This is a genomic window from Streptomyces sp. NPDC020801, assembly GCF_044334385.1.
Classification (GTDB): Bacteria; Actinomycetota; Actinomycetes; order Streptomycetales; family Streptomycetaceae; genus Streptomyces.
In genome coordinates this window covers 285,481-305,343 of record NZ_JBIRST010000001.1, presented here as the reverse complement: position 1 = coordinate 305,343, position 19,863 = coordinate 285,481, and the positions used below count along the sequence as shown (strand labels likewise).

Below are 19,863 nucleotides of genomic sequence, written 5' to 3'. Positions count from 1 at the left end.
ACCCCACCCGCGTCGGTCAGGTGGTCAGCGCGGGTGAAGCTACGGCCGCCGTGTTGACCCGGCTGCGAGAATGTGCGTATGGCCGAGATCATCCAGCGTGACGGGACCTGGGCCTTCGACGGCAGCACGGTCAGGATCACGCCGGGACTCCACCGCTCCGTGCCGCTGTTCCGGCAGACGTACGGGGAGATCGCCGTGCCGCTGGAGGCCGTCTCGAGCGTGGCCTACGAACCCGATCGCAAGCGCGGCCGGCTGCGCATCCGGCTGCGGGAGGGCGCCGATCCCCTCCTCCAGGCGACCGGCGGGCGGTTGCCGGACGCCGCCGACCCGTACCGGCTGCTGGTGGACCTCGACCGCTCCTCGATCGCCGAGTACGTCGCCGAGGAGATCCGCCGGGCCCTGCTGCTCGACCAGATCCCCAAGGATCCGGTCAAGGCGTACCTGCTGACCGGGCCGCCGGTGCCCGTCTCGGTCCGTTCCTCCGACGGCACTGTCTCCTTCGACGGCACCCAGCTCCGCATCGACTGGGCCGACACCTCCGACCGGGTCAAGCGCGCGACCGGCCCGCGCATCATCGGTGTCGGCGATCTGGTCCAGGTCGAGTGGCTGCCCAACACCGGCTACGAGGACGGCTTCCTGCGCTTCGTCACACGCGAGACGCTGTTCTCCAAACTGCCGCCCGAGAAGGACCCCTACGCCCTCGACCTGTGGGGCAACACACGACGTGATCTGCTCACCGCGCTGGTCGCGACCGCGGTCACCGCGCGGCTGCCGCATCCCTCCACCCGGGCCGGCGCCGCCTTCGCGGACCGCCGTGAGCTCGCGGCCGTGGTGCCGCCGCGGGCCGACCACCACGACGTACTGCTGCGCCGGCTGCGTGAGTTGGGCGAGCTGCACCGGGAGGGAGTGCTCACGGACGAGGAGTTCGCGAGGACCAAGGCGGCCGTGCTGAGGGGATTTTGAACACGCGAGCGACCTCGGAGGTGCTCAGCCCAGCAGGTCCGGCTCACTGCGGCTGATGTCCTGCCACAGCGGCTGGTAGTTGATCCACGCCACCAGGTCGCCGCCGAGCTGCTCCCGGGTCGCCACCGCCAGTTTGTGGCCGATCAGAACCGGCCGGCCCGCCGCTCGGGCGGTCAGCTGCACCTGGGCGGAACGTTCCATGGACAGAAACCACCAGGCCGCCGCGTCCACCGAGTCGCCGACCGTGAGCGGGCCGTGGTTGCGCAGCACCAGCGCCTTGCGGGAGCCCAGCGCGGCGGCGATCCGGCGGCCCTCCTCCGCGTCGACCGCGACCCCGGTGTAGGCGTCGTAGACGGCGTGGTCCTCGTAGAAGGCGCAGCTCTCCTGGGTGATGGGGTCCAGCAGCTCGCCCAGGGCCGCCAGGGCCCGGCCGTGCACCGAGTGGCAGTGGGCGACGGCGACGACGTCCGGGCGGGCGGCGTGCACCTGGGAGTGCACGGTGAACGCGGCCTGGTTGACGTGGTAGCGGCCCTCGATCACCTGGCCGTCCTGGTTGGCGAGGACGAGGTCGCTCACGGTGACGTGCTTGAACGGCATCCCGAAGGGGTTGACCCAGAAGCAGTCGCTGAACTCGGGGTCGCGGGCGGTGATGTGTCCCGAGACGCCGTCCTCCAGCCCGGACCGGCCGAAGATCCGCAGTGCGCCCGCGAGCCGCTCCTTGCGGTGCCGGCGCTCGTCCTCGACCGACTCGTGCATCGGGGGCATCGCGAACTGCAGCCTGTCGGTGGGCAGGGGCTGGGGCGGAGTGGGGCCGTGCATGGGTCCTCCGGCGCGGGATCGGCGTACGGGCGGAAGCTACCGGCGGTCGGGCCAGGATGACAGCGCTGGTTTGTAAAGATGCCGCGCACTCGGCCGCTGACTCGGCGGCGCACGCCCGGCGCCCGCGCCCGACGCGCCCGCGCCCGACGCGCCCGACACCCGACACCCGACACCCGACACCCGACACCCGACACCCGACAGAGGATGTCTGGTTTCGGCGCCACACTCGCCGTATGGCAACGAACCGTACGGCAACCAACTGGGCGGCCTTCGCCGCCGCCGCACCCGGGCTGGCCCGGACCGTCGAGGAGCGCTTCGGGGCGTTCACGCACCACGTCCTCGCGACCCTGCGCAGGGACGGCTCGCCCCGCACCACCGGTCTCGAGGTGCGCTTCCTGCACGGTGAGCTGTGGCTGGGCATGATGCCGGGCTCGCTGAAGGCGCTCGACCTGCGGCGGGACGCCAGGTTCGCCCTGCAGGCCAATCCGGGTCCGGGCACCGGGATGGGGGGCGGTGACGTGCGGATCAGCGGCCGGGCGGTGGAGGTGACGGACCCGGCGGTGAAGGGCGCATACGCGGAAGAGGTGGAACCGCCGCAGCCGTTCCACCTCTTCCGCACCGAGCTGACGGAGGTCGTACGGACCTTCGTCGAGGACGACACGTATCTGGTCGCCCAGGTCTGGAAGCCCGAAGAGCCGGTGCGGACTCTCAGGCGGACCTGAGCCCCGAGGGGCTGATGGGGCTCACTCCCACTCAATGGTGCCCGGCGGCTTCGACGTCACGTCGAGGACCACACGGTTGACCTCCCGCACCTCGTTGGTGATCCGCGTGGAGATCTTCGCGAGCACCTCATAGGGCAGCCGGGACCAGTCGGCGGTCATGGCGTCCTCGGAGGAGACCGGGCGCAGCACGATCGGGTGGCCGTAGGTGCGGCCGTCGCCCTGGACGCCGACGCTGCGGACGTCCGCGAGCAGGACCACCGGGCACTGCCAGATGTCGCGGTCCAGGCCGGCCGCCGACAGCTCCTCGCGGGCGATGGCGTCGGCCTCGCGCAGCAGGTCCAGGCGCTCCTTGGTGACCTCACCGACGATGCGGATGCCGAGGCCGGGGCCCGGGAAGGGCTGGCGCTGGACGATCTCCTCCGGCAGGCCCAGCTCCTGGCCGACCATGCGGACCTCGTCCTTGAACAGCTTGCGCAGCGGCTCGACCAGCCTGAACTCGAGGTCCTCGGGCAGGCCGCCGACATTGTGGTGCGACTTGATGTTGGCGGTGCCGGTGCCGCCGCCGGACTCCACCACGTCCGGGTAGAGCGTGCCCTGGACCAGGAACTCGACCGCCGGGCCCTCGTCCGCGATGATCTCGGCCTGGGCCTGCTCGAAGACCCGGATGAACTCACGGCCGATGATCTTCCGCTTCTCCTCGGGGTCGCTGACCCCCTTGAGTGCGGTGAGGAAGCGCTCCTCGGCGTCCACGACCTTCAGCTGGACGCCGGTCGCGGCCACGAAGTCCTTCTCGACCTGCTCGGTCTCACCCTTGCGCATCAGGCCGTGGTCGACGTAGACACAGGTCAGCTGGGAGCCGATGGCCTTCTGGACCAGGGCGGCGGCGACCGCGGAGTCCACGCCGCCGGACAGACCGCAGATCGCCCGCCTGTCGCCGACCAGCTCGCGGATGGCGGCGACCTGCTCCTCGATCACGTTGCCCGTGGTCCAGGACGGGGTCAGGCCCGCGCCGCGGTACAGGAAGTGCTCCAGCACCTGCTGGCCGTGCGTGGAGTGCATGACCTCGGGGTGGTACTGGACGCCGTAGAGCTTCTTGTCGTCGTTCTCGAACGCGGCGACCGGGACGACGTCCGTGGACGCCGTGACGGTGAAGCCCTCGGGCGCGGCGGAGCAGGCGTCGCCGTGCGACATCCACACGGCCTGCTCGGCCGGGGTGCCCTCGAAGAGGGTGGAGGACGGCTTGGAGACGGCGAGGTCGGTACGGCCGAACTCACGGGCTCCGGTGTTGTCCACGGTGCCACCGAGGACCTGCGCCATCAGCTGGAAGCCGTAGCACATGCCGAAGACGGGGACGCCGGCGTCGAAGATCTCGCGGTCCAGGCGGGGGGCGCCCTCCGCGTACACCGAGGAGGGGCCGCCGGAGAGGATGATCGCCGCCGGGTTCCTGGCGAGCATCTCCGCGACCGGCATGGTGCTCGGCACGATCTCGCTGTAGACCCGGGCCTCGCGGACGCGACGGGCGATGAGCTGGGCGTACTGCGCGCCGAAGTCGACGACCAGGACGGTGTCGGGGGCGGCTGCGGCAGGGGTCGCTGATGACACGGGGTGCCTTCCGGCGGTTGGACGGGTCCTTGTGCTTGCCGATTCTACCGAGGAGGCCGCGGGTGACGTCCCGCTCCCGGTGGATCCGGCCCGAAACCCCCGGGCCCATGCCCTCGCCACCAGGCTCGGCGGGAGGGGACGGGGCCGTGGCATACTGTCCGCATGCTCGCGCACCCGACCTTCCTCTTTACCTATGGCAACCGGCCCACCGGCTGCCATGGTCGTGCTGCTTGAGCCACTGACAAGCGACTTCCCAGGCGCCCCGGGCCGACAAGGTCCGGGGCGCCTGGCGTTTTCCGGTCCTGCCGATCCGGGGCGCCGCACCCACCAGTGAACCCACCGTGAGGAGCCCCCGAGATGACCGCCACCGCCCCCGCCACAGAGAAGACCGGCGCCCGCTCCGACGAGGCCGCGAACGTGATCGCGCACGCCCGGGAGCGCATCGACGCGCTCGACGACCGGATCATCGGCCTGATCCAGGAACGGATGGCCGTCTCCGCCGTGGTCCAGGAGGCGCGGATCGGCTCGGGCGGCCGGCGCGTGAACCTCTCCCGCGAGATGGAGATCCTCGGCCACTACAGGAAGGCGCTCGGCAAGCCGGGTACGACCCTGGCGATGACCCTGCTGGAGCTGTGCCGGGGCAAGGTCTGAGACCCGTCCGCGCCTGCCGCCCGGATCTCACCCGTACGGCGCGTGACCGCCGTGCGAGCGGCCTCGTTGGTCAGGGTGTCCGTGCCAGCCAGGGGCGGGCCCGAAAGAACCACGCGTGGCTCTCTGGAGCGATGAGGCGTACGGATCACGCCGTGCGCCGTGGGACCTCGCTTCGGAGAAGTGACCGGACGGCAGGGGACAGCAGCCCGGTCACCCAACTAACGGCCGGCTCCGGGGACGCCCGGGGCCGGCCGGCGGAAAACAGAAAAATGCACAAGGCCGGGTCGAACGGTTGCGGAGGCCGCGTTCATCCAGCACGATGCCCGGAAAGCCCCGAAGCCCAAGTCCCCGAACAGGCAACGGCATTGCGGTGTGCCGCCCGGCCACCGGCGGTCCAGACCACCGCCCGCCCCGGGGACGGAGGCGGACACACGCAGAACGCACGAGGCAAGCGGCGCAACCCCCCGGCGCCGCCCCAGGCACCGGCGCTGCCCTGACGTCGGTGCTGACGATAGGAGGGCCCCGCGGCGCACGTCCCGCGGGGCCCTTCGTCTTGCGGGCGCCATCGCTTTGCGGAGGCCATTGCCTTGCGGGCGCCGTCGCCTTGCGGAGGCCATTGCCTTGCGGAGGCCGTCGCCTTGCGGGCGCCCTTTCGCCCTGTGGCAGCCGTTCCGGCTGGGCCCTGGTCACTCCGGAGAGTCACGTGTGACGCAAGGCACATAAGCGGCCTGCGAAAAGCAGCACAACCATTCACAGCCTCGCGAAGTCACACCACCGGAACCACGGGCCGAAACCCGCGCCCCACACGCGGAGGCCTCCCCCGACGTTCGTACTGCGCCGCCCGCAGTACGCCGGAAACTCCCGAGGTCTTCATGAAGCTTCGCCGCGCCATGGTCACCGCGGCCGCGACGGCCGTCATAGCCCCGCTGGCGCTGATGACGGCTCCCTCCGCCTCCGCCGAGGAGCCGACGAGCCCGCCGCCGAGCTCCTCGGCGCCCGAGTCGACGCCTGCGTCCACCCCGCCCACCAGCGAGCCGGAGTCGACTCCGCCCAGCAGCGAGCCGGAGAGCACGCCGCCGGCGAGCACGCCCGAGTCCACGCCGCCCAGCAGCGCGCCCGCCACCAGCTCGGCCCCGGCCTCCACGCCGCCGAGCAAGTCCGCGGAGCCCACCGACGAGCCGTCCGCGCCGTCCGGCGTCTGCGAGGACAACGCGGGCTACAAGTCCAAGCTCGACGCCCAGCTCAACGGGCTGCCCGGCAAGATCGCGGTCGGCAGCGGCTGGCACCCCTTCTCGCTCACCGTCAGGAACCCGACGAAGACCGGCGTCAAGGACGTCGTCTTCTACGCCGGCGTCGGACCCAACGACCCGAACGCCGAGAACGCGTTCAACTCCGGCCAGGTCCAGCTCCAGGTGAAGTACAACGGCACCTGGGTCGACGTCAACGACGGCGAGGGCCACTCCGTGGGCTACCTCGACCTCTCCGACATCGGCGCCGGACAGACGGTCGCCTACCAGCTCCGGGTGAACGTCAGGGCCGACGCGCCGATCGGCGAGGGCCTGACCATCGGCGGCGGCCTCTACTTCGACGAGGAGCAGAACTGCCTCGGCTCGGACCAGGCGCACTACGTGCTCCAGATCGTCAAGGCCGGCACCGACACGGGCGGAACCAAGCCGCAGGAAGGCGGCAAGGTCCCGGTTCCCACCCAGAAGCCGAACCGGACGAACACCCAGCAGGTCACCGGCAGCCTCGCCGAGACCGGCTCCAGCTCCATGATGCCGACCGTCGGTCTCGTCGGCGGCGTCGCGGTGGTCGTCGGTGCCGGCGCGCTGTTCGCCGTCCGCCGCCGCAAGGCCGGTTCGAACGCGTAACCGACGCGACGCGCAGAGCTCGCCGCGGTTCGCCGGAGCTCGCCACGACCGGAGAAGGACCTGTGCCAGGAGGGGGGCGCAGGTCCTTCTCTTGCGCGGGCCCACTTCCACGCGGGCGACTTTTGTCCAGTTTGTTCGGACTTGCTCATGTACGGGCCTGCTCTTGCCCGGGCCTACTTCTTCGGCGGCACCGTCGGCATCCCGAGGAACGGCAGCCGCAGCGCGCCGAACGCGTCCGCCGGGACCGCCGGACTGCGCGGCTCCACGGGCTTCAGTCGCTCGTACGCCGTGCCCTGCCGCGGGCGCGGGTCGCTCTCGCCCTTGTTGGGCCAGTACGACATCGCCCGCTCGGCCTGGGCCGTGATGGTCAGGGACGGATTGACGCCCAGGTTCGCCGAGACCGCCGCGCCGTCGACCACCGAGATGCCGGGGTGGCCGTAGAGGCGGTGGTACGGGTCGATGACGCCGGTCTCGCGCGAGTCGCCGATCGGGCAGCCGCCGAGGAAGTGGGCGGTGAGCGGGGTGCCCATCAGCTCGCCGACGTTGGAGCCGGCGAAGCCGTTGATCTCGGCGGCGAGCGCGACGGCGCCCTCGGTGGCGGCTCTGATCTGCTTGGGGTTGGGCGAACCGTGGCCCTGGCGGGCCGTCAGCAGTCCCTTGCCGACGCCGTCCGGCTTCAGGTACGTGGTCAGGGAGTTGTCCAGGGACTGCATCACCAGGCCGATGATGGTCCGCTCCGACCAGCGGCGGTTGGACAGGGAGCGCAGCACCAGCAGGGGGTGGCGAGCGGCGTTCGCCAGCCAGGCCGCGATCCTCGACGAGCCCTCCGCGTACGGGACCTGCAGAATCGACAGGCCGCCCATCGAGTTGGAGCCCTTGCCGTAGCGGACCGGCTCGATGTGGGTGTTCTCGTCGGGGTGGATGGAGGAGGTGATGGCGACACCGCGCGTGAAGTCGGCCTTCGCCTCGCCGGTCGCCTTGCGGTAGCGGCGGTTGTCGGTCTGGGCGCCCACCAGCGCCTCGGAGTTGGTGCGGGTCAGCTCGCCGAGCCGGGACGAGAGATACGGCAGCTGCCCGCCGGCCTTCATCCGGTGCAGCAGTGTCTGGGTGCCGTACGTCCCGGCCGCCAGGACCACCCTGCGCGCCGTGAGGACGCGGCCGGCGCCCTTCTTCTTGTTGTCCGTCGGGAGTGTGGCGACCGCGTATCCGCCCCGCGAGTCGTCCGTGACCGACACGACCGTGGTCATCGGGTGCACGACCGCGCCCGCCTTCTCGGCGAGGTGGAGGTAGTTCTCGTTCAGCGTGTTCTTCGCGCCGTGCCGGCAGCCCGTCATGCACTCGCCGCACTCGGTGCAGGCCTTGCGGTCCGGCCCGGCCCCGCCGAAGTACGGGTCCGCGACCTGCTCACCCGCCTTGGCCCTCGCCTTCCCGTCGGCGTCCTCGCCGTCCCCGAAGAACACTCCGACCGGCGCCATGTGGAAGGTGTCGCCGACGCCCATGCGCTGCGCGGCCGCCTTCAGGTGCACGTCGGAGGGGGTCATCGTGGGGTTGAGCCGCACCCCGAGCATGCGCTGGGCCTGGTCGTAGTACGGGCTGAGCTCCTCCTGCCAGTCGGTGATGTCCCGCCACTGGGGGTCGTCGAAGAAGGGCTTCGGCGGCACGTAGAGCGTGTTGGCGTAGTTGAGCGAGCCGCCGCCCACGCCCGCGCCCGCCAGCACCATGACATTGCCGAGCAGGTGGATGCGCTGGATGCCGTACATGCCGAGCCTGGGGGCCCAGAGGTAGTTCTTCAGGTCCCAGGAGTTCTTCGGCAGGGTCTCGCGCGTGAAGCGGCGGCCCGCCTCCAGCACGCCCACGCGGTAACCCTTCTCCGTAAGGCGGAGGGCGGAGACGGATCCACCGAACCCCGATCCCACGACGATGACGTCGTAGTCGTACCCGTCCTCGTCCCGGGTCTGGACAGACTTCTCCTGCGACACGTGCTCTCCTCATTGGGAACCGGCGTGGGGAACCGGCGCGGCCTAGCGGAAACGGAACGTCTTCATCAGCCTCAGGCTCCGGCTCATGAACGCCGCGTACTTCTCGTCGTCCATGCCGAGCGACGGGGCCATGGGCAGCAGCCGCTGGTGGGCGAGGGTCTGGGCCTCGGTGTACTTGAGGATGCCCTCGGAGCCGTGCCGGCGGCCGAGACCGGAGTCCTTCATGCCGCCCATCGGGGACTGGACGCTGCCGTAGGCGGGGGCGTAGCCCTCGTTGATGTTCACCGTGCCGGTGCGCAGCCGGGCGGCGACCTCGCGACCGCGGCGGGCGTCCTTCGTCCAGACGGACGAGTTCAGGCCGTACGGGGTGGAGTTGGCGCGCTCGACCGCCTCGTCGTCGGTCTTGAAGCGGTAGATCGAGACGACCGGGCCGAAGGTCTCCTCCGTGCACACCGACATCGGCGCCTCGACGCCGTCGAGAATCGTCGGCTCGAAGAAGTACGGGCCGATGTCCGGGCGGGCGACGCCGCCGGCCACCACCCTGGCGCCCTTGGCGACGGCCTCCTCCACATGCCGGGTGACGGTCCGAAGCTGCCGCTCGCCGACCAGCGATCCCATGTCGGCGCCGTAGGCGAGGGACGTGCCGAGCCGCATCGCCCTGGTACGGGCGGCGAAGCGCTCCAGGAACGCGTCCGCGATCGCCTCGTGGACGTACAACCGCTCGATCGAGATGCACAGTTGACCGGCGGAGGAGAAGCAGGCGCGGACCGCTCCCGCGGCCGCCTTCTCGATGTCGGCGTCCTGAAGGACCAGCATGGCGTTCTTGCCGCCGAGTTCGAGGGAGACGCCGACCAGGCGGGCGGCGGCACCCTGGGCGACCTCGCGGCCGGTGCGGGTGGAGCCGGTGAAGGAGACGTAGTCGGCGTGCTTGACGACCTCCGGGCCGACCACCGGGCCGTCGCCGATGACGACCTGGAAGACCTCGGCGGGCAGCCCGGCCTCGATCAGCAGGTCCCGTGCCCACAGCGCGGTCAGGCACGTCTCCGTGTCGGGCTTCATCACCACCGCGTTGCCCGCGACGAAGGCGGGGAGCGCGTCGCCGACGGACAGCTCCAGCGGGTAGTTCCACGGGGCGATCTGGCCCACCACCCCGCGCGGGTGCCGCAGTTCGGTGACGCGCGTGAGGGTGGGGATGGCACCCGTGTGCCGCTTCGGCCCGAGGTAGGCGGCGGCCCGGCGGCCGTAGTGCCGGGCGGCGACCGCGACGGCCTGGACCTCCTCGTGCGCGTGCAGGCGGGCCTTGCCGGTCTCCAGCTGGATCAGGTCGAGGACCTCGGCCTGGCGTTCGAGGACCAGGTCGTGGAAGCGCAGCAGCACGGCGGCGCGCTGCCGCACGGGGGTCCGCGCCCAGACCGCCTGCGCGGTGCGGGCGCGCTCGAAGGCGAGGGCCACGTCCTCGGGGGTGGACTCGGGCAGGTCGGCGAGCTTCTCGCCGGTGAACGGCGTGTGGTTCGCGGTCCGGCCGGAACCGGCCACGCCCTTGGTGAGCTGGGCGACCAGCTCGGGAGTCACCACCTCGGCGGCGGTGCGGGCACCCGCGGGGGCGGGGGCCAGGGGATTCGTACCGGTCTTCGCCGGGGCCTGCGCGTCCGTCATGAGGCGCAGGGTATGCCGCGGCGGAGCCTTTGTGTACCCGTCGGTAATGGGGATTCACGGAGTGCTCACATGACGCCAGTGATCACTGGCAACGAATGCGCTGATCAGGGCGTTGTGCGGGGGCGATCAGGTGATGTCCGCTCCCACGGGCTACAACTCGTCCACGTCCAGGTTCGCGATGGCCGTACGTGCCACCTCGCGGCCGCGCGCAGTGAAGTCGCCCTTGCCGGGAAACCCGACGGTGAGCTTGTACATGTCGCCGCCGGCGGTCTTGTAGTAGAAGATCCGCACCTCGCGCGGGCGGGGGTTCTGCGAGTCGTCGGTGGTGTAGGTGACCGTGTTGCCGGCGGCCTTCCGGCCGTGGAAGGTCGCGTTGCCGTCGGGACGGGTCGTCGCCCCCTTGGAGGGCATGCCGAGCGCGTAGTCGCCCTGCTGCTTGAACTCGGCGTCGTCCTGGTACATCTGGGCCGCCGCCGAGTCCGCGATCTCGTGACTGGTGTCCTCCGTCTTCCGGCCGAGCGACAGGTTGATCCAGACACTGCCGCTCCAGTCGGTGCAGGTGACCCAGTGGCCCTTGTCGGTCTTCCGGTCGGGCAGGGAGCGCACGTACCCGGCGGGCACCGCGAGCGTCGCGGCGACGTCCTTCTCCTGATGGGTCGTCCAGCCGCCGGGCAGCGGACCCGCGAACGGGTGGGCGAGCAGGACGTACGCCGCCACCGCCGCCGCGACGGCGGCCGCGCCGGCCCCGAACCACGCCTTGCGGCCGAGCCGCGGGGTACGCCTGCCGCCCTCGGCGCCCCCCGCGTAGTGGACCACCTGCGTGGGTGCCGGGGCGGGCGGGCTGGCGGCCGCCCGGAGCAGGGCGCGGACCCGGACGGCGTCGGGGCGGTGCGCCGGGTCCTTGTGCAGCAGGCCGGTGATGACCTCGGCGAGCGGGCCGGGCGCGGCGGCCGGCGGGGCCGGGGCGGCGTTGAGGACGGACTGGAGGGTGGCCGGGGTGTTGCTGCGACGGAACGGTGAGACGCCCTCCGTGGCCGCGTACAGCACCACGCCGAGGGACCACAGGTCGCTCGCGGGTCCCGGGCGCTGCCCCAGCACCCGCTCCGGCGCGATGTACTCGGGCGAGCCGACGAAGCCGCCGGTGTCGGTCAGGCTGGTCTCGCCCTCGATCTGGGCGATGCCGAAGTCGGTGAGGACGGTCCGGTCGTGCCGGCCGAGCAGGATGTTGTCCGGCTTGACGTCCCGGTGCAGGATGCCCGCCGCGTGCGCGGCCTCCAGGGCACCGAGCACCTCCAGGCCGATCCGGGCCGCCTCGCGCGCGTCCAGCGTGCCCTCCTGCAGGGCGCTGCCGAGCGAGCGGCCCTGCACCAGCTCCATCACGATCCACGGCTGCCCGTCGACCACGGCCACGTCGTGCACGTTGACGACCGACGGGTGGTCGAGCCTGGCCGCGGCACGCGCCTCGCGACGCATCCGCTCGAAGGCGTTGGCGCGTTCCCGTTCGGGAAGGTGGTCGGGGACGCGGGGCTCCTTGACGGCCACCTCGCGGTCCACCGTCTCGTCCTTGGCCCGCCACACGGTCCCCATGCCACCGTGGCCCAGCCTGGCCAGCAGCCGGTAACGCCCGGCGATCAGCCGGCCGGCACCGGGGTCCTGGGGCCGCGCGGCGGCCTGGCCCTGCGGCTGCGCGACTCCGTTCCCGTGCGGCTGCACGGCTCCGTTCCCGTGCGGCTGCCCGGCGGCCTGGCCCCGCGGCTGCGCGCCGGAACGATCCTGCGGCTGCGCGGCGGCCTGGCCCCGCGCCGGAGCGGTGCCGTTCGCCTGCGGCTGCGCGGCGGCCTGCCCGTACGGCTGCGCGGCGCCATTCCCCTGCGCCGGTGCGGCGTACGGGTTCTGCGGATGGGGCACCCGTGCCTGCGGGTTGGGCGGTTGCAGAGCGAAACTCGTCGGCTCGTCGGCCTCGTAGCGGGCTCCCCCGTCGTTGCTCATGGGTCCATCCATATCGCGACCACCGCACGTGCCTCCACCGTGTGGGCCCGGTGGTCACAGACCCGTGACCTACGGGGTACACACCTGTGCGGGCCTACGCGGGGGCGAACGTGTCGACCGCTACGTCGAAGTACTCCTTGGCCTCCCGGACCTCGCCCACCGGCGCCGACACCCACACGTCGTACATCTGCCCGTTCTGTTCCCAGCACACGTCGTAGGTGTGCCGCGCCCCCTCCGCCGCGCTGAAGCCGTTCCAGGTGAACTCCCAGAGGGCGGCGGGGTGTCCGGCGTGCGTGGTGCTGGTGACCCGTCCGTCGTGGTAACCGGGGTTGGTGGACGGGCCTGCGGCATCCGCCCGGCGCATCACCCCGAGGGGGCCGCCGGCGCCCGGGTCGGCGATCTTGATGCCGAGCCGGAAGGTCTCCCCCGGCGACATGTAGAAGATCCGCTCCCCTTGTGGCTTGCGGGTGAAGCCGTCCGGGACCGCGACCGAGAAACCGGCCGGGTCCCGGACCGGGTGGTAGCCCGAGGGCGCGGTGGGGCCGTCGGCGGCGGAGGACGCGGGCCGCGTGACGGTGGCCGTGGACGACGGACCGGTCGGCCGGGTGGAGGACGGGGACGGCGAGGTGACGGACGAGGACGACCGGGACGCCGAGCCCGCGGAGGGGCCCGTCCGGGGGGCCGAAGTCGCCGGCGTACCGCCGCCGCCCCCGCCGCCCTGCATCAGCAGCGCCACCGCGGACACGCCCGCCCCGGCCATCGCGGCCACCAGCAGCGCGGCGACCAGCACACCCCGGGTGGAGTGCCGGGCTGGCACCCCGGAGGCACCGGAGGCACCGGACGCCTCGCCCGGCGACGGCGGCGGGGTCGCGGGCACCGCCGAGCGCGGTACGTCGTGCTGTGTCGGCGTGTAGCGGGCGGGCGGCTGCGGGGTACGGCCCGACTCCAGGAAGGCCCGCAGCATCCGCTCGGCCTCGGCGGCCGCCAGCCGCCGCTCCGGATCACGTTCCAGCAGCCCTCGTACGACGGGGAGGATCGGACCGGCCTGCGCGGGCGGCCGGATCTCGTCGACGACGACCGCGTGCAGGATGCCCCCCAACGAGTCGCGCCGGAAGGGCGATTCGCCGCTCAGCGCGGTGCACAGCAGCGCGCCGAGCGACCAAAGGTCGGAGGAGGGGCCGGTCCTGGCCCCGGACATCCGCTCGGGCGCGGTGTACTCCGGCGAGCCGACGAAGGACCCGGTCTCGGTCAGCGTGGTCGCGCCCGCGACCTGGGCGATGCCGAAGTCGGTGAGGACCACCCGGTCGGTGCCGGACTCCAGCAGGACGTTCGCCGGCTTGATGTCACGGTGCAGGACCCCCGCCTCGTGCGCCGTGCGCAGCGCACTGAGCAGGGCGATGCCGATCCGGGCGCCCTCGGCCACGTCCACCGGGCCACGCCCTGCGATCCGGTCGGCGAGCGAGCCGCCGTCGATCAGCTCCATGACGATGTACGGGCGTTCGTCGTCCTCAACGATGTCGTGGACGACGATGATGTGCGGGTGCCGCAGCTGGGCGACCGCACGGGCCTCGCGCAGCGTGCGGTCACGCTGGAGCCTGGCCTCCTCGGCCGACAGCGTCTCGTCGAGCGGGAGTTCCTTGACCGCGACCCGCCGTCCGAGCAACTGGTCGGTCGCCCGCCACACGACGCCCATGCCCCCGCGCCCGAGCCTCGCCTCCAGGCGATAACGGCCCGCGATGACACGGAAGTCGTCCCCCTCGGTCCCCATGCGCCCCATCATGCCGCATCGGAGGTCCCCCTTCCGGGGCGCCGACCGGCCAAGCACCGACGCGCGGGGCCCGCGTCAGCCGGAGTCGGGCCGCCAGCTCTGCAGCACGGACTTGAACTGCTTCTGCGTGGTCGCCCAGTCGTCCGCGGGCGAGGACATGTAGATCGCGTACTCGACGCCCGTGCGGGAGAAGTACGTCTCCTCGATGGCGTGCCGCGGTCCGGGGAAGGGCGTGTCCTTCGCCAGCGCGGTCCAGGTGTACTCCCACAGCGAGCCCGAACGGTCGCGGAAGGTGTTCGCCTCCAGGGTCACCCGCTTGTAGTCGACCAGCCGCTGGAGCTGCTGGTCCAGGTCGAGTTGATGGTCGTGCGCGGTCGGGAAGTCGGGCGATTCGTCGATGGCGATGCGGATGAAGTGCCGGCCGCCGTCGGGCGTGTAGTCGACCTGGTGGAGCGCCTCGTCGGACTCCTGCCGCTTCCAGTTCGCGCCGGGCACCGCGATGCTGAAGCCGTAGGGATCGCTGCGGCGTTCCCATCCGGCCGGGAGGCCGTCCGCCGGGTCGGCGCCCTTGGAGGCCGAGGGGCTCGGCGAGGGCGACGTCGACGAGGACGAGGACGCGCCGGCGTCCTGCTGCCGGCCCGCGTCCCACTTCTGCAGCGCCACCGCGGTGCCGCCGCCGATGAGCGCGGCCAGGACCACCACGAGGGCGAAGGTGCGCAACCGGCGGCGCCTGGGCGGCACGGCGGCGGTCGCGGTGGCGTGCGGGTGACCGGATTCCGGTCCGGGTCCCGGTACGGGTCCGGCGGCCGTCGGCGCGGTCAGCGGCTGGTACGGCGTCGCGGCGCCCGTCACCGCCGTCCCGGCCGTCTGCGCACCGGGGTGGTCGGTCGTCTCCCATTGGTTTCCGACCTGCTGCGTCGGCACGAAGACCTGCGCGGCGTCCGGCCGCCGCCCCTCCGCGGCCTCGGCGAGCATCTGCTCGGCCTCCGCCGCGTCCGGCCGTACGGCCGGATCCTTGCGCAGCAGCGCGGTGATGACCGGGGCGAGCGGGCCGGCGTGCTGGGGATCACGGGGCTCCTCGTCGACGACCGCCTGCATGGTCGACAGCGGGGAGGTGCGGCGGAAGGGCGAGAGGCCCTCCACCGCCGTGTACAGGGTCGCGCCGAGCGCCCACAGGTCGGAGGACGCGCCCGGGTCGTGGCCGCGGACGCGCTCGGGAGCCAGGTAGTCGACCGAGCCGACGACCTCTCCGGTGCGGGTGATGGTGGTGTCGCCCTCGATCTGGGCGATGCCGAAGTCGGTGAGCAGGACCCGGCCGTCCTGGCCGAGCAGCACGTTGCCGGGCTTGACGTCGCGGTGCAGCACCCCGGCGGTGTGCGCGGCGCGCAGGGCGCGCAGCACCCACAGGCCGATACGGGCGGCCTCGCGGGGTTCCACCCGGCCCCGCTCCTTGACCTCGTCGGCCAGCGAGCGGCCCTCGACCAGCTCCATCACGATCCAGGGGCGGCCGTCGTGCTCCAGTACGTCGTGCACGGTGACGACGGCGGAGTGGTTGATCCGGGCGGCGGCGCGCGCCTCCGCCCGGGTGCGCGCGAGGAGGACCGCCCGGTCGCTCTCGGACACGTAGAGCGCGGCGGTCAACTCCTTGATGGCGACGGCCCGGTGCAGCACCTCGTCGTGCGCACGCCACACCCGGCCCATGCCGCCGCTGCCGATGGCGTCGGCGAGCCGGTAGCGGCCCGCGAGGAGCAGGCCCTGCATCTGATTCACGTTTCCCCGCAATGGTCTTGACAGGGTCAGAGTAAGGACCGGCCCCCCAACAGGGAACCAGCGGGGTCCCAAGGAAACCTCACTGTGACGGTTTTCGCTTCCCGGGACCGGTGGGAATCGTGGGTTTCTCCCGTTCTCAGCCGGTGTACTGGTACGTCGCCGACGCCTGTTCGTACAGCCTGGTCACCTCGTCCCGCTGCGCCTCCGGTCCCCGTACCTGCACCACGTGGTAGCGGCCGTCGAGCAGGATGGCCAGATTGCGCACGAACAGCTCCTGCCCGCTCGCGTCCGTCCAGGTGAACTGCCCCTCGGCCATGGTCCGCCCGCCCACCTGGATGGTCCGCATCCCGGAGGAGGTGGCCCAGCTGGAGGAGCGGTAGCCCTGCAACTCCGCCTCCTTCTCCCGCTGATAGGCCATCGGGTCGCTGCCGAACCCGGCCGCGCCGTCCCGGCCGGGCACCACGATCAGCTCGAAGGCCCCGTGCGAGTAGACCACCTGCCCCTGGCCGTTCCCGGGCGTACGGTCCCAGCCCTTGGCGACGGCGATCCGGAAGCCGGCCGGGTCCTTGCGCAGGGTGAAACCGGAGGCGACCTCGGAGCCGGTGGTCTGCGTCTGAGCCGAACCGGCATCCCGGGACGGGCCGTTGTCCGCGTCGGGCGAGGTCCGGCCGGGCCCGGGCGCGCCGCTCACGTCACCGCCGCCCGGCCCCCTCGGGGCCGGGCTCGCCTCGCCGGCGGTTCTCGTGCGGTCGCCGGCCGCCGCGCCGCTGCGGTCCGACTTAGGCATGAACAGCATCGCGTACGCGACCGCCGCGGCCAGCAGGAGCAGCACGAGCACAAGCAGGGTGCGGCCCAGACTCCGCGGCGAACGCGCCTCCTGCCTGTCCCGCTTGTGCCGTCCGTGGGTGGCGGGCAGCCCTGCGCGGCGCCTGCGCACCAGCTCGCCGCGGCGGCGCACGACAGGCAGCCGGCCGGGGTCGGCGGGCGGGGCGGAGACGACGTGCGCGCCGGCCTCCGGCTCGGGCGCGGAACGCACCAGCGAGCGCAGCCAGCCGCCCAGCTCCTCGAAGTCCAGCCGGTCGGTGGGGTCCTGACGCAGCAGCGACTCCACGACCGGCCGCAGGGCCCCGCACTCCTCCGCGAAGGCGGGCGGCTCGGCGCACACCATCTGCACCAGTTCGGCGGTCGACTCCTCCGGATAGGGCGCATGCCCCTGTACGGCCCTGAAGAGCAGCGCGCCCAGCGCCCACAGGTCGGTCGAGGGACCGATGGGCGCGGCCAGCTGCCAGTTCTCGTGCACGGGACCGGCCTGCTCCGGCGCCCACCGCTCGGTCACCGGCCCCACCACGGTCATCCGCGCCTGCCGCGCCCGCTCGGCTGCGAGCGCGGTGGCGGGTCCCCGCCGCACGGGTGCACCGGCGGCCGACTCGCCCCACCGGGCGGGCGACGGGGTGCGGTCCGAAGGGCCGAACGGGTCGGAAGGGCCGAACGGGTCCGCCCCGTCCGACGGGTCCGACGGGTCCGCGTGGGTCGGCGCCGGCGCCGGCGGCTCGAGGCCGTAGCCGGGGCCGGCGCTCTCGGCTGTCCCGGTGGGAAGGGCCGCACGTCCGGGTCCACCGGCATCCGCCGACGGCGTGCCGTCGGTGCCGGAACGCTGTGCGGTGCCGTTCCAGGAGGTGGCGCGCACGCCGTAGGGGTCGGCGATCTGGCCGGGAGGCACGATGCGGCCGCCCTGGCGCGCCACGCCCGCTCCGGAGCCGTACGGCGGCTCCGCGGTGCCCTGGGGCCGCGTCCCGCCCTCGGCGGGCGGCCGGGTCCCCGGCAGCGCGGCGCGCGCGCTCTGCTGCGCCTCCTGCACCCGGGCCGCCGCCCGCGCGCCCGCACGGTACGCGGCGATCGCCCCGGCCCTCGCCGCCCTGACGTCGCCGCCGGTCTCCGGCGTGCGCCGCGCGAGCGTGCCCGGCTCACCGGGCCCGGTCGCCGGGTCGGCCCCGGGCAGGGACAACGCCCCGGCCGCCCGTGCCTCGATCGCGGCTCGCCGCGCGGCCTCGGGGTCCGCCCCGGTGGCACCGGGACCGGCCGCCCGCCCGCCGAAGCCCACACCGCCGCCCCCAGGGCCGCCGAGACCACCGCGCCCCTGTCCGCCTCCTGCGCTGCCGGTCCCGCCCGGCGCGGCCGTCTCCCACGGACCGGCGTCACCGGGGCCCGGCGCGCCGGCGTCGCTCCCGCCGTCCTGCGCCGGCACCGGGTCGTACCCGCACAGTGCCTCCTCCGCCGCGCCGACCGCGAGCCCGGTGAGCATCACGCGGCCGTCGTCGCAGACGAGGACCGTGCGGGCGGTTATGTTGCGGTGCACCCAGCCGTGGGCGTGCAGCACGCGCAGCGCCATGAGGATGTCGGAGGCGACCTCGGCCGCCCGGTACGGCGTCAGCGGCTTCTCGGCGAGCAGCGCCGCCAGCGGCCGGGCGGCGACCAGTTCACTGACGACCCACAGCGAACCGCCCTCCGCGAACACGTCGAAGACCTGGTCCAGCCGCGGATGGTCGGGTATCCGCGCGGCGGCCTGCGCGGCCTCGACCGCCCGCCGCACCGCCGGATCGGTGGGCCGCCGCGTCGCCGTACGCGCCGCGCCCGCCCCGCCGCCCGTACGCCCCGCACGTCCCGCGGGCCGTCGTGCGGCGCCGTCCCGCGCCGTGAACCCCTCGGGCAGCCCGTCCGCATCGAGCACCTCCGCCTCGACCACCTCCGGCAACGGCACCTGCCGGACGAGGACTTCCTGCCCGCTGTAGGTGTCGAAGGCGCGGGTCTCGGTGAGCTCGTACTCGTCGGAGGCAGGCAGCGGCAGGCGGTAGCGGTCGGCGAGAACCCGGCCCGCATAGTCGTCCACGTTGCCTCCCCCGGCCGCACGGTCGGTCAATTCCGTTCGCCACGCGTCCCGTTCCCGATGCTTACGGTCCGCAACCACTCACGATACGTGCCGGAGGCAACCCGCAAAGAGGGGATGACGGATCTCGCGCCCCAAACCCGGGACCGTTTCGGCTCAGGACTTGGGCCGGAAGGTCTTCGTCAGCGTCTGCCAGGTGCTCTTGCGCAGGCCGGCGTCCCAGTTCGCGGCCTTCGCGGTGTACATCAGGCCGTACCCCTGATGTCCGTTCACGACGAACCCGCGGTCGATGCTGCGGTACTTGGTCCCGCCGTCGACATAGGTGAACTCCCAGTCGGCCGTGTTCCAGCCGTTGTAGTCCACCTTCTCGATACGGATGCGCTGGTACTGCGGGCGCACCATGGCGCCTTCCTGGTTCTTCCAGTCGGCGACCGGGTCGTCCTTGGGCGTCGAGGTCCAGCCGACCAGCAGCTTCTGCCCGTCGGGGCCGGTGAAGCGGACCCCCGCGGAGTCGGTGGTCGCGTACTTCCACCCCTTGGGCAGCCCGATGGAGAACCCCTGACCGCTCCTGTACGTCGACGTGGCCGCCCCGTCGGCGCTGCCGCCGCCCGAGGTGGAGCCGTCGCCGGAGCCGTCCTTGCCCGGCCCGCCGGAGCCCGCACCGGTGGCGGGCGAGCCGCCCGAACCGGCGGTGCCCGCCGTGGAGTCGGTCTTCCCGTCCGTGGCGCTTCCGCCGCTGGTGTCCTTCTTGGTCGAGGCGCTCGCGGACGCTCCGGCGGAGGCGGAGGTGCGGCCGGCGCTGCGGCCGCCCTTCGAGCCCTTGTCGTCGCCGCCGAGGGTGAGGGCCAGCACGGCACCGATCACGGCGAGCACCACGACCACCGCGATGATCACCAGCGTCCGCCGCGGCACCACGTCGGTCAGCGGCGCTCTGGGTACCGGTCGCGGCGGCAGGTCCAGGTCCGGCGGCGGCACCACGGGCCACCCCGAAGCGGTACGCCCACTCTGCGCCCCGCCTCCGCCTCCGGCACCGGCACCGGCACCGGAGGCCGAGGACGCCGGGGAAGCCGAGGACGCCGAGGACGCCGGGGATGCCGGGGATGCCGGGGATGCCGGGGATGCCGGGGATGCCGGGGATGCCGGGGATGCCGGGGATGCCGGGGATGCCGGGGATGCCGGGGATGCCGGG

Annotated in this window: 13 protein-coding genes; 4 read left to right on the top strand and 9 right to left on the bottom strand. The window is 72.9% G+C overall.

Annotation, left to right across the window (positions count from 1 at the left end):
• Positions 1 to 78: 78 nt before the first annotated feature.
• On the top strand, positions 79 to 963 hold the full coding sequence (locus ACH4UM_RS01500; protein ID WP_398172338.1) for a DUF4429 domain-containing protein: 885 nt from the start codon (positions 79 to 81) through the stop codon (positions 961 to 963).
• 24 nt (positions 964 to 987) lie between these two features.
• Here the strand turns inward: ACH4UM_RS01500 and ACH4UM_RS01495 are convergent, their stop codons facing one another.
• Complete coding sequence (locus tag ACH4UM_RS01495; RefSeq protein ID WP_398172336.1) at positions 988 to 1,782, bottom strand: class II aldolase/adducin family protein; 795 nt, start codon at positions 1,780 to 1,782, stop codon at positions 988 to 990.
• Between the two features lie 233 nt (positions 1,783 to 2,015).
• Between ACH4UM_RS01495 and ACH4UM_RS01490 the strand changes: the two genes are divergently transcribed.
• A complete protein-coding gene (locus ACH4UM_RS01490; RefSeq protein WP_398172334.1) occupies positions 2,016 to 2,504 on the top strand; it encodes a pyridoxamine 5'-phosphate oxidase family protein in 489 nt (162 codons plus the stop codon).
• Between the two features lie 21 nt (positions 2,505 to 2,525).
• Here the strand turns inward: ACH4UM_RS01490 and guaA are convergent, their stop codons facing one another.
• Positions 2,526 to 4,106, bottom strand: coding sequence for a glutamine-hydrolyzing GMP synthase (gene guaA, locus ACH4UM_RS01485; protein ID WP_398172332.1), 1,581 nt, complete (start codon positions 4,104 to 4,106; stop codon positions 2,526 to 2,528).
• 357 nt (positions 4,107 to 4,463) lie between these two features.
• Here guaA and ACH4UM_RS01480 point away from each other — a divergent pair, with 357 nt between their 5' ends.
• Complete coding sequence (locus ACH4UM_RS01480; RefSeq protein WP_398172330.1) at positions 4,464 to 4,757, top strand: chorismate mutase; 294 nt, start codon at positions 4,464 to 4,466, stop codon at positions 4,755 to 4,757.
• A gap of 872 nt (positions 4,758 to 5,629) precedes the next feature.
• Positions 5,630 to 6,628 carry an LAETG motif-containing sortase-dependent surface protein gene (locus ACH4UM_RS01475; protein ID WP_398172328.1) on the top strand — a complete coding sequence of 333 codons (999 nt, stop codon included), beginning with the start codon at positions 5,630 to 5,632 and terminating at the stop codon, positions 6,626 to 6,628.
• A gap of 173 nt (positions 6,629 to 6,801) precedes the next feature.
• On the opposite strand, the gene ACH4UM_RS01470 is transcribed toward ACH4UM_RS01475, so the two are convergent.
• The 7 genes from ACH4UM_RS01470 to ACH4UM_RS01440 form a co-directional block, all read right to left on the bottom strand.
• Positions 6,802 to 8,607, bottom strand: a complete 1,806-nt coding sequence (locus ACH4UM_RS01470; RefSeq protein ID WP_398172326.1) for a GMC family oxidoreductase N-terminal domain-containing protein — start codon at positions 8,605 to 8,607, stop codon at positions 6,802 to 6,804.
• A gap of 42 nt (positions 8,608 to 8,649) precedes the next feature.
• Positions 8,650 to 10,263, bottom strand: coding sequence for a succinic semialdehyde dehydrogenase (locus ACH4UM_RS01465; RefSeq protein ID WP_398172324.1), 1,614 nt, complete (start codon positions 10,261 to 10,263; stop codon positions 8,650 to 8,652).
• A gap of 150 nt (positions 10,264 to 10,413) precedes the next feature.
• Positions 10,414 to 12,252, bottom strand: a complete 1,839-nt coding sequence (locus ACH4UM_RS01460) for a protein kinase (protein ID WP_398172322.1) — start codon at positions 12,250 to 12,252, stop codon at positions 10,414 to 10,416.
• A 94-nt stretch (positions 12,253 to 12,346) separates the two neighbouring features.
• Positions 12,347 to 14,020: a serine/threonine-protein kinase gene (locus ACH4UM_RS01455; protein ID WP_398172320.1), complete on the bottom strand. Its 1,674-nt coding sequence runs from the start codon at positions 14,018 to 14,020 to the stop codon at positions 12,347 to 12,349.
• A gap of 75 nt (positions 14,021 to 14,095) precedes the next feature.
• Positions 14,096 to 15,781, bottom strand: coding sequence for a protein kinase (locus ACH4UM_RS01450; RefSeq protein WP_398173546.1), 1,686 nt, complete (start codon positions 15,779 to 15,781; stop codon positions 14,096 to 14,098).
• Positions 15,782 to 15,926: 145 nt separating this feature from the next.
• A complete protein-coding gene (locus tag ACH4UM_RS01445; protein ID WP_398172318.1) occupies positions 15,927 to 18,677 on the bottom strand; it encodes a protein kinase in 2,751 nt (916 codons plus the stop codon).
• Positions 18,678 to 18,830: 153 nt separating this feature from the next.
• Complete coding sequence (locus ACH4UM_RS01440; protein WP_398172316.1) at positions 18,831 to 19,652, bottom strand: hypothetical protein; 822 nt, start codon at positions 19,650 to 19,652, stop codon at positions 18,831 to 18,833.
• Positions 19,653 to 19,863: the final 211 nt, after the last annotated feature.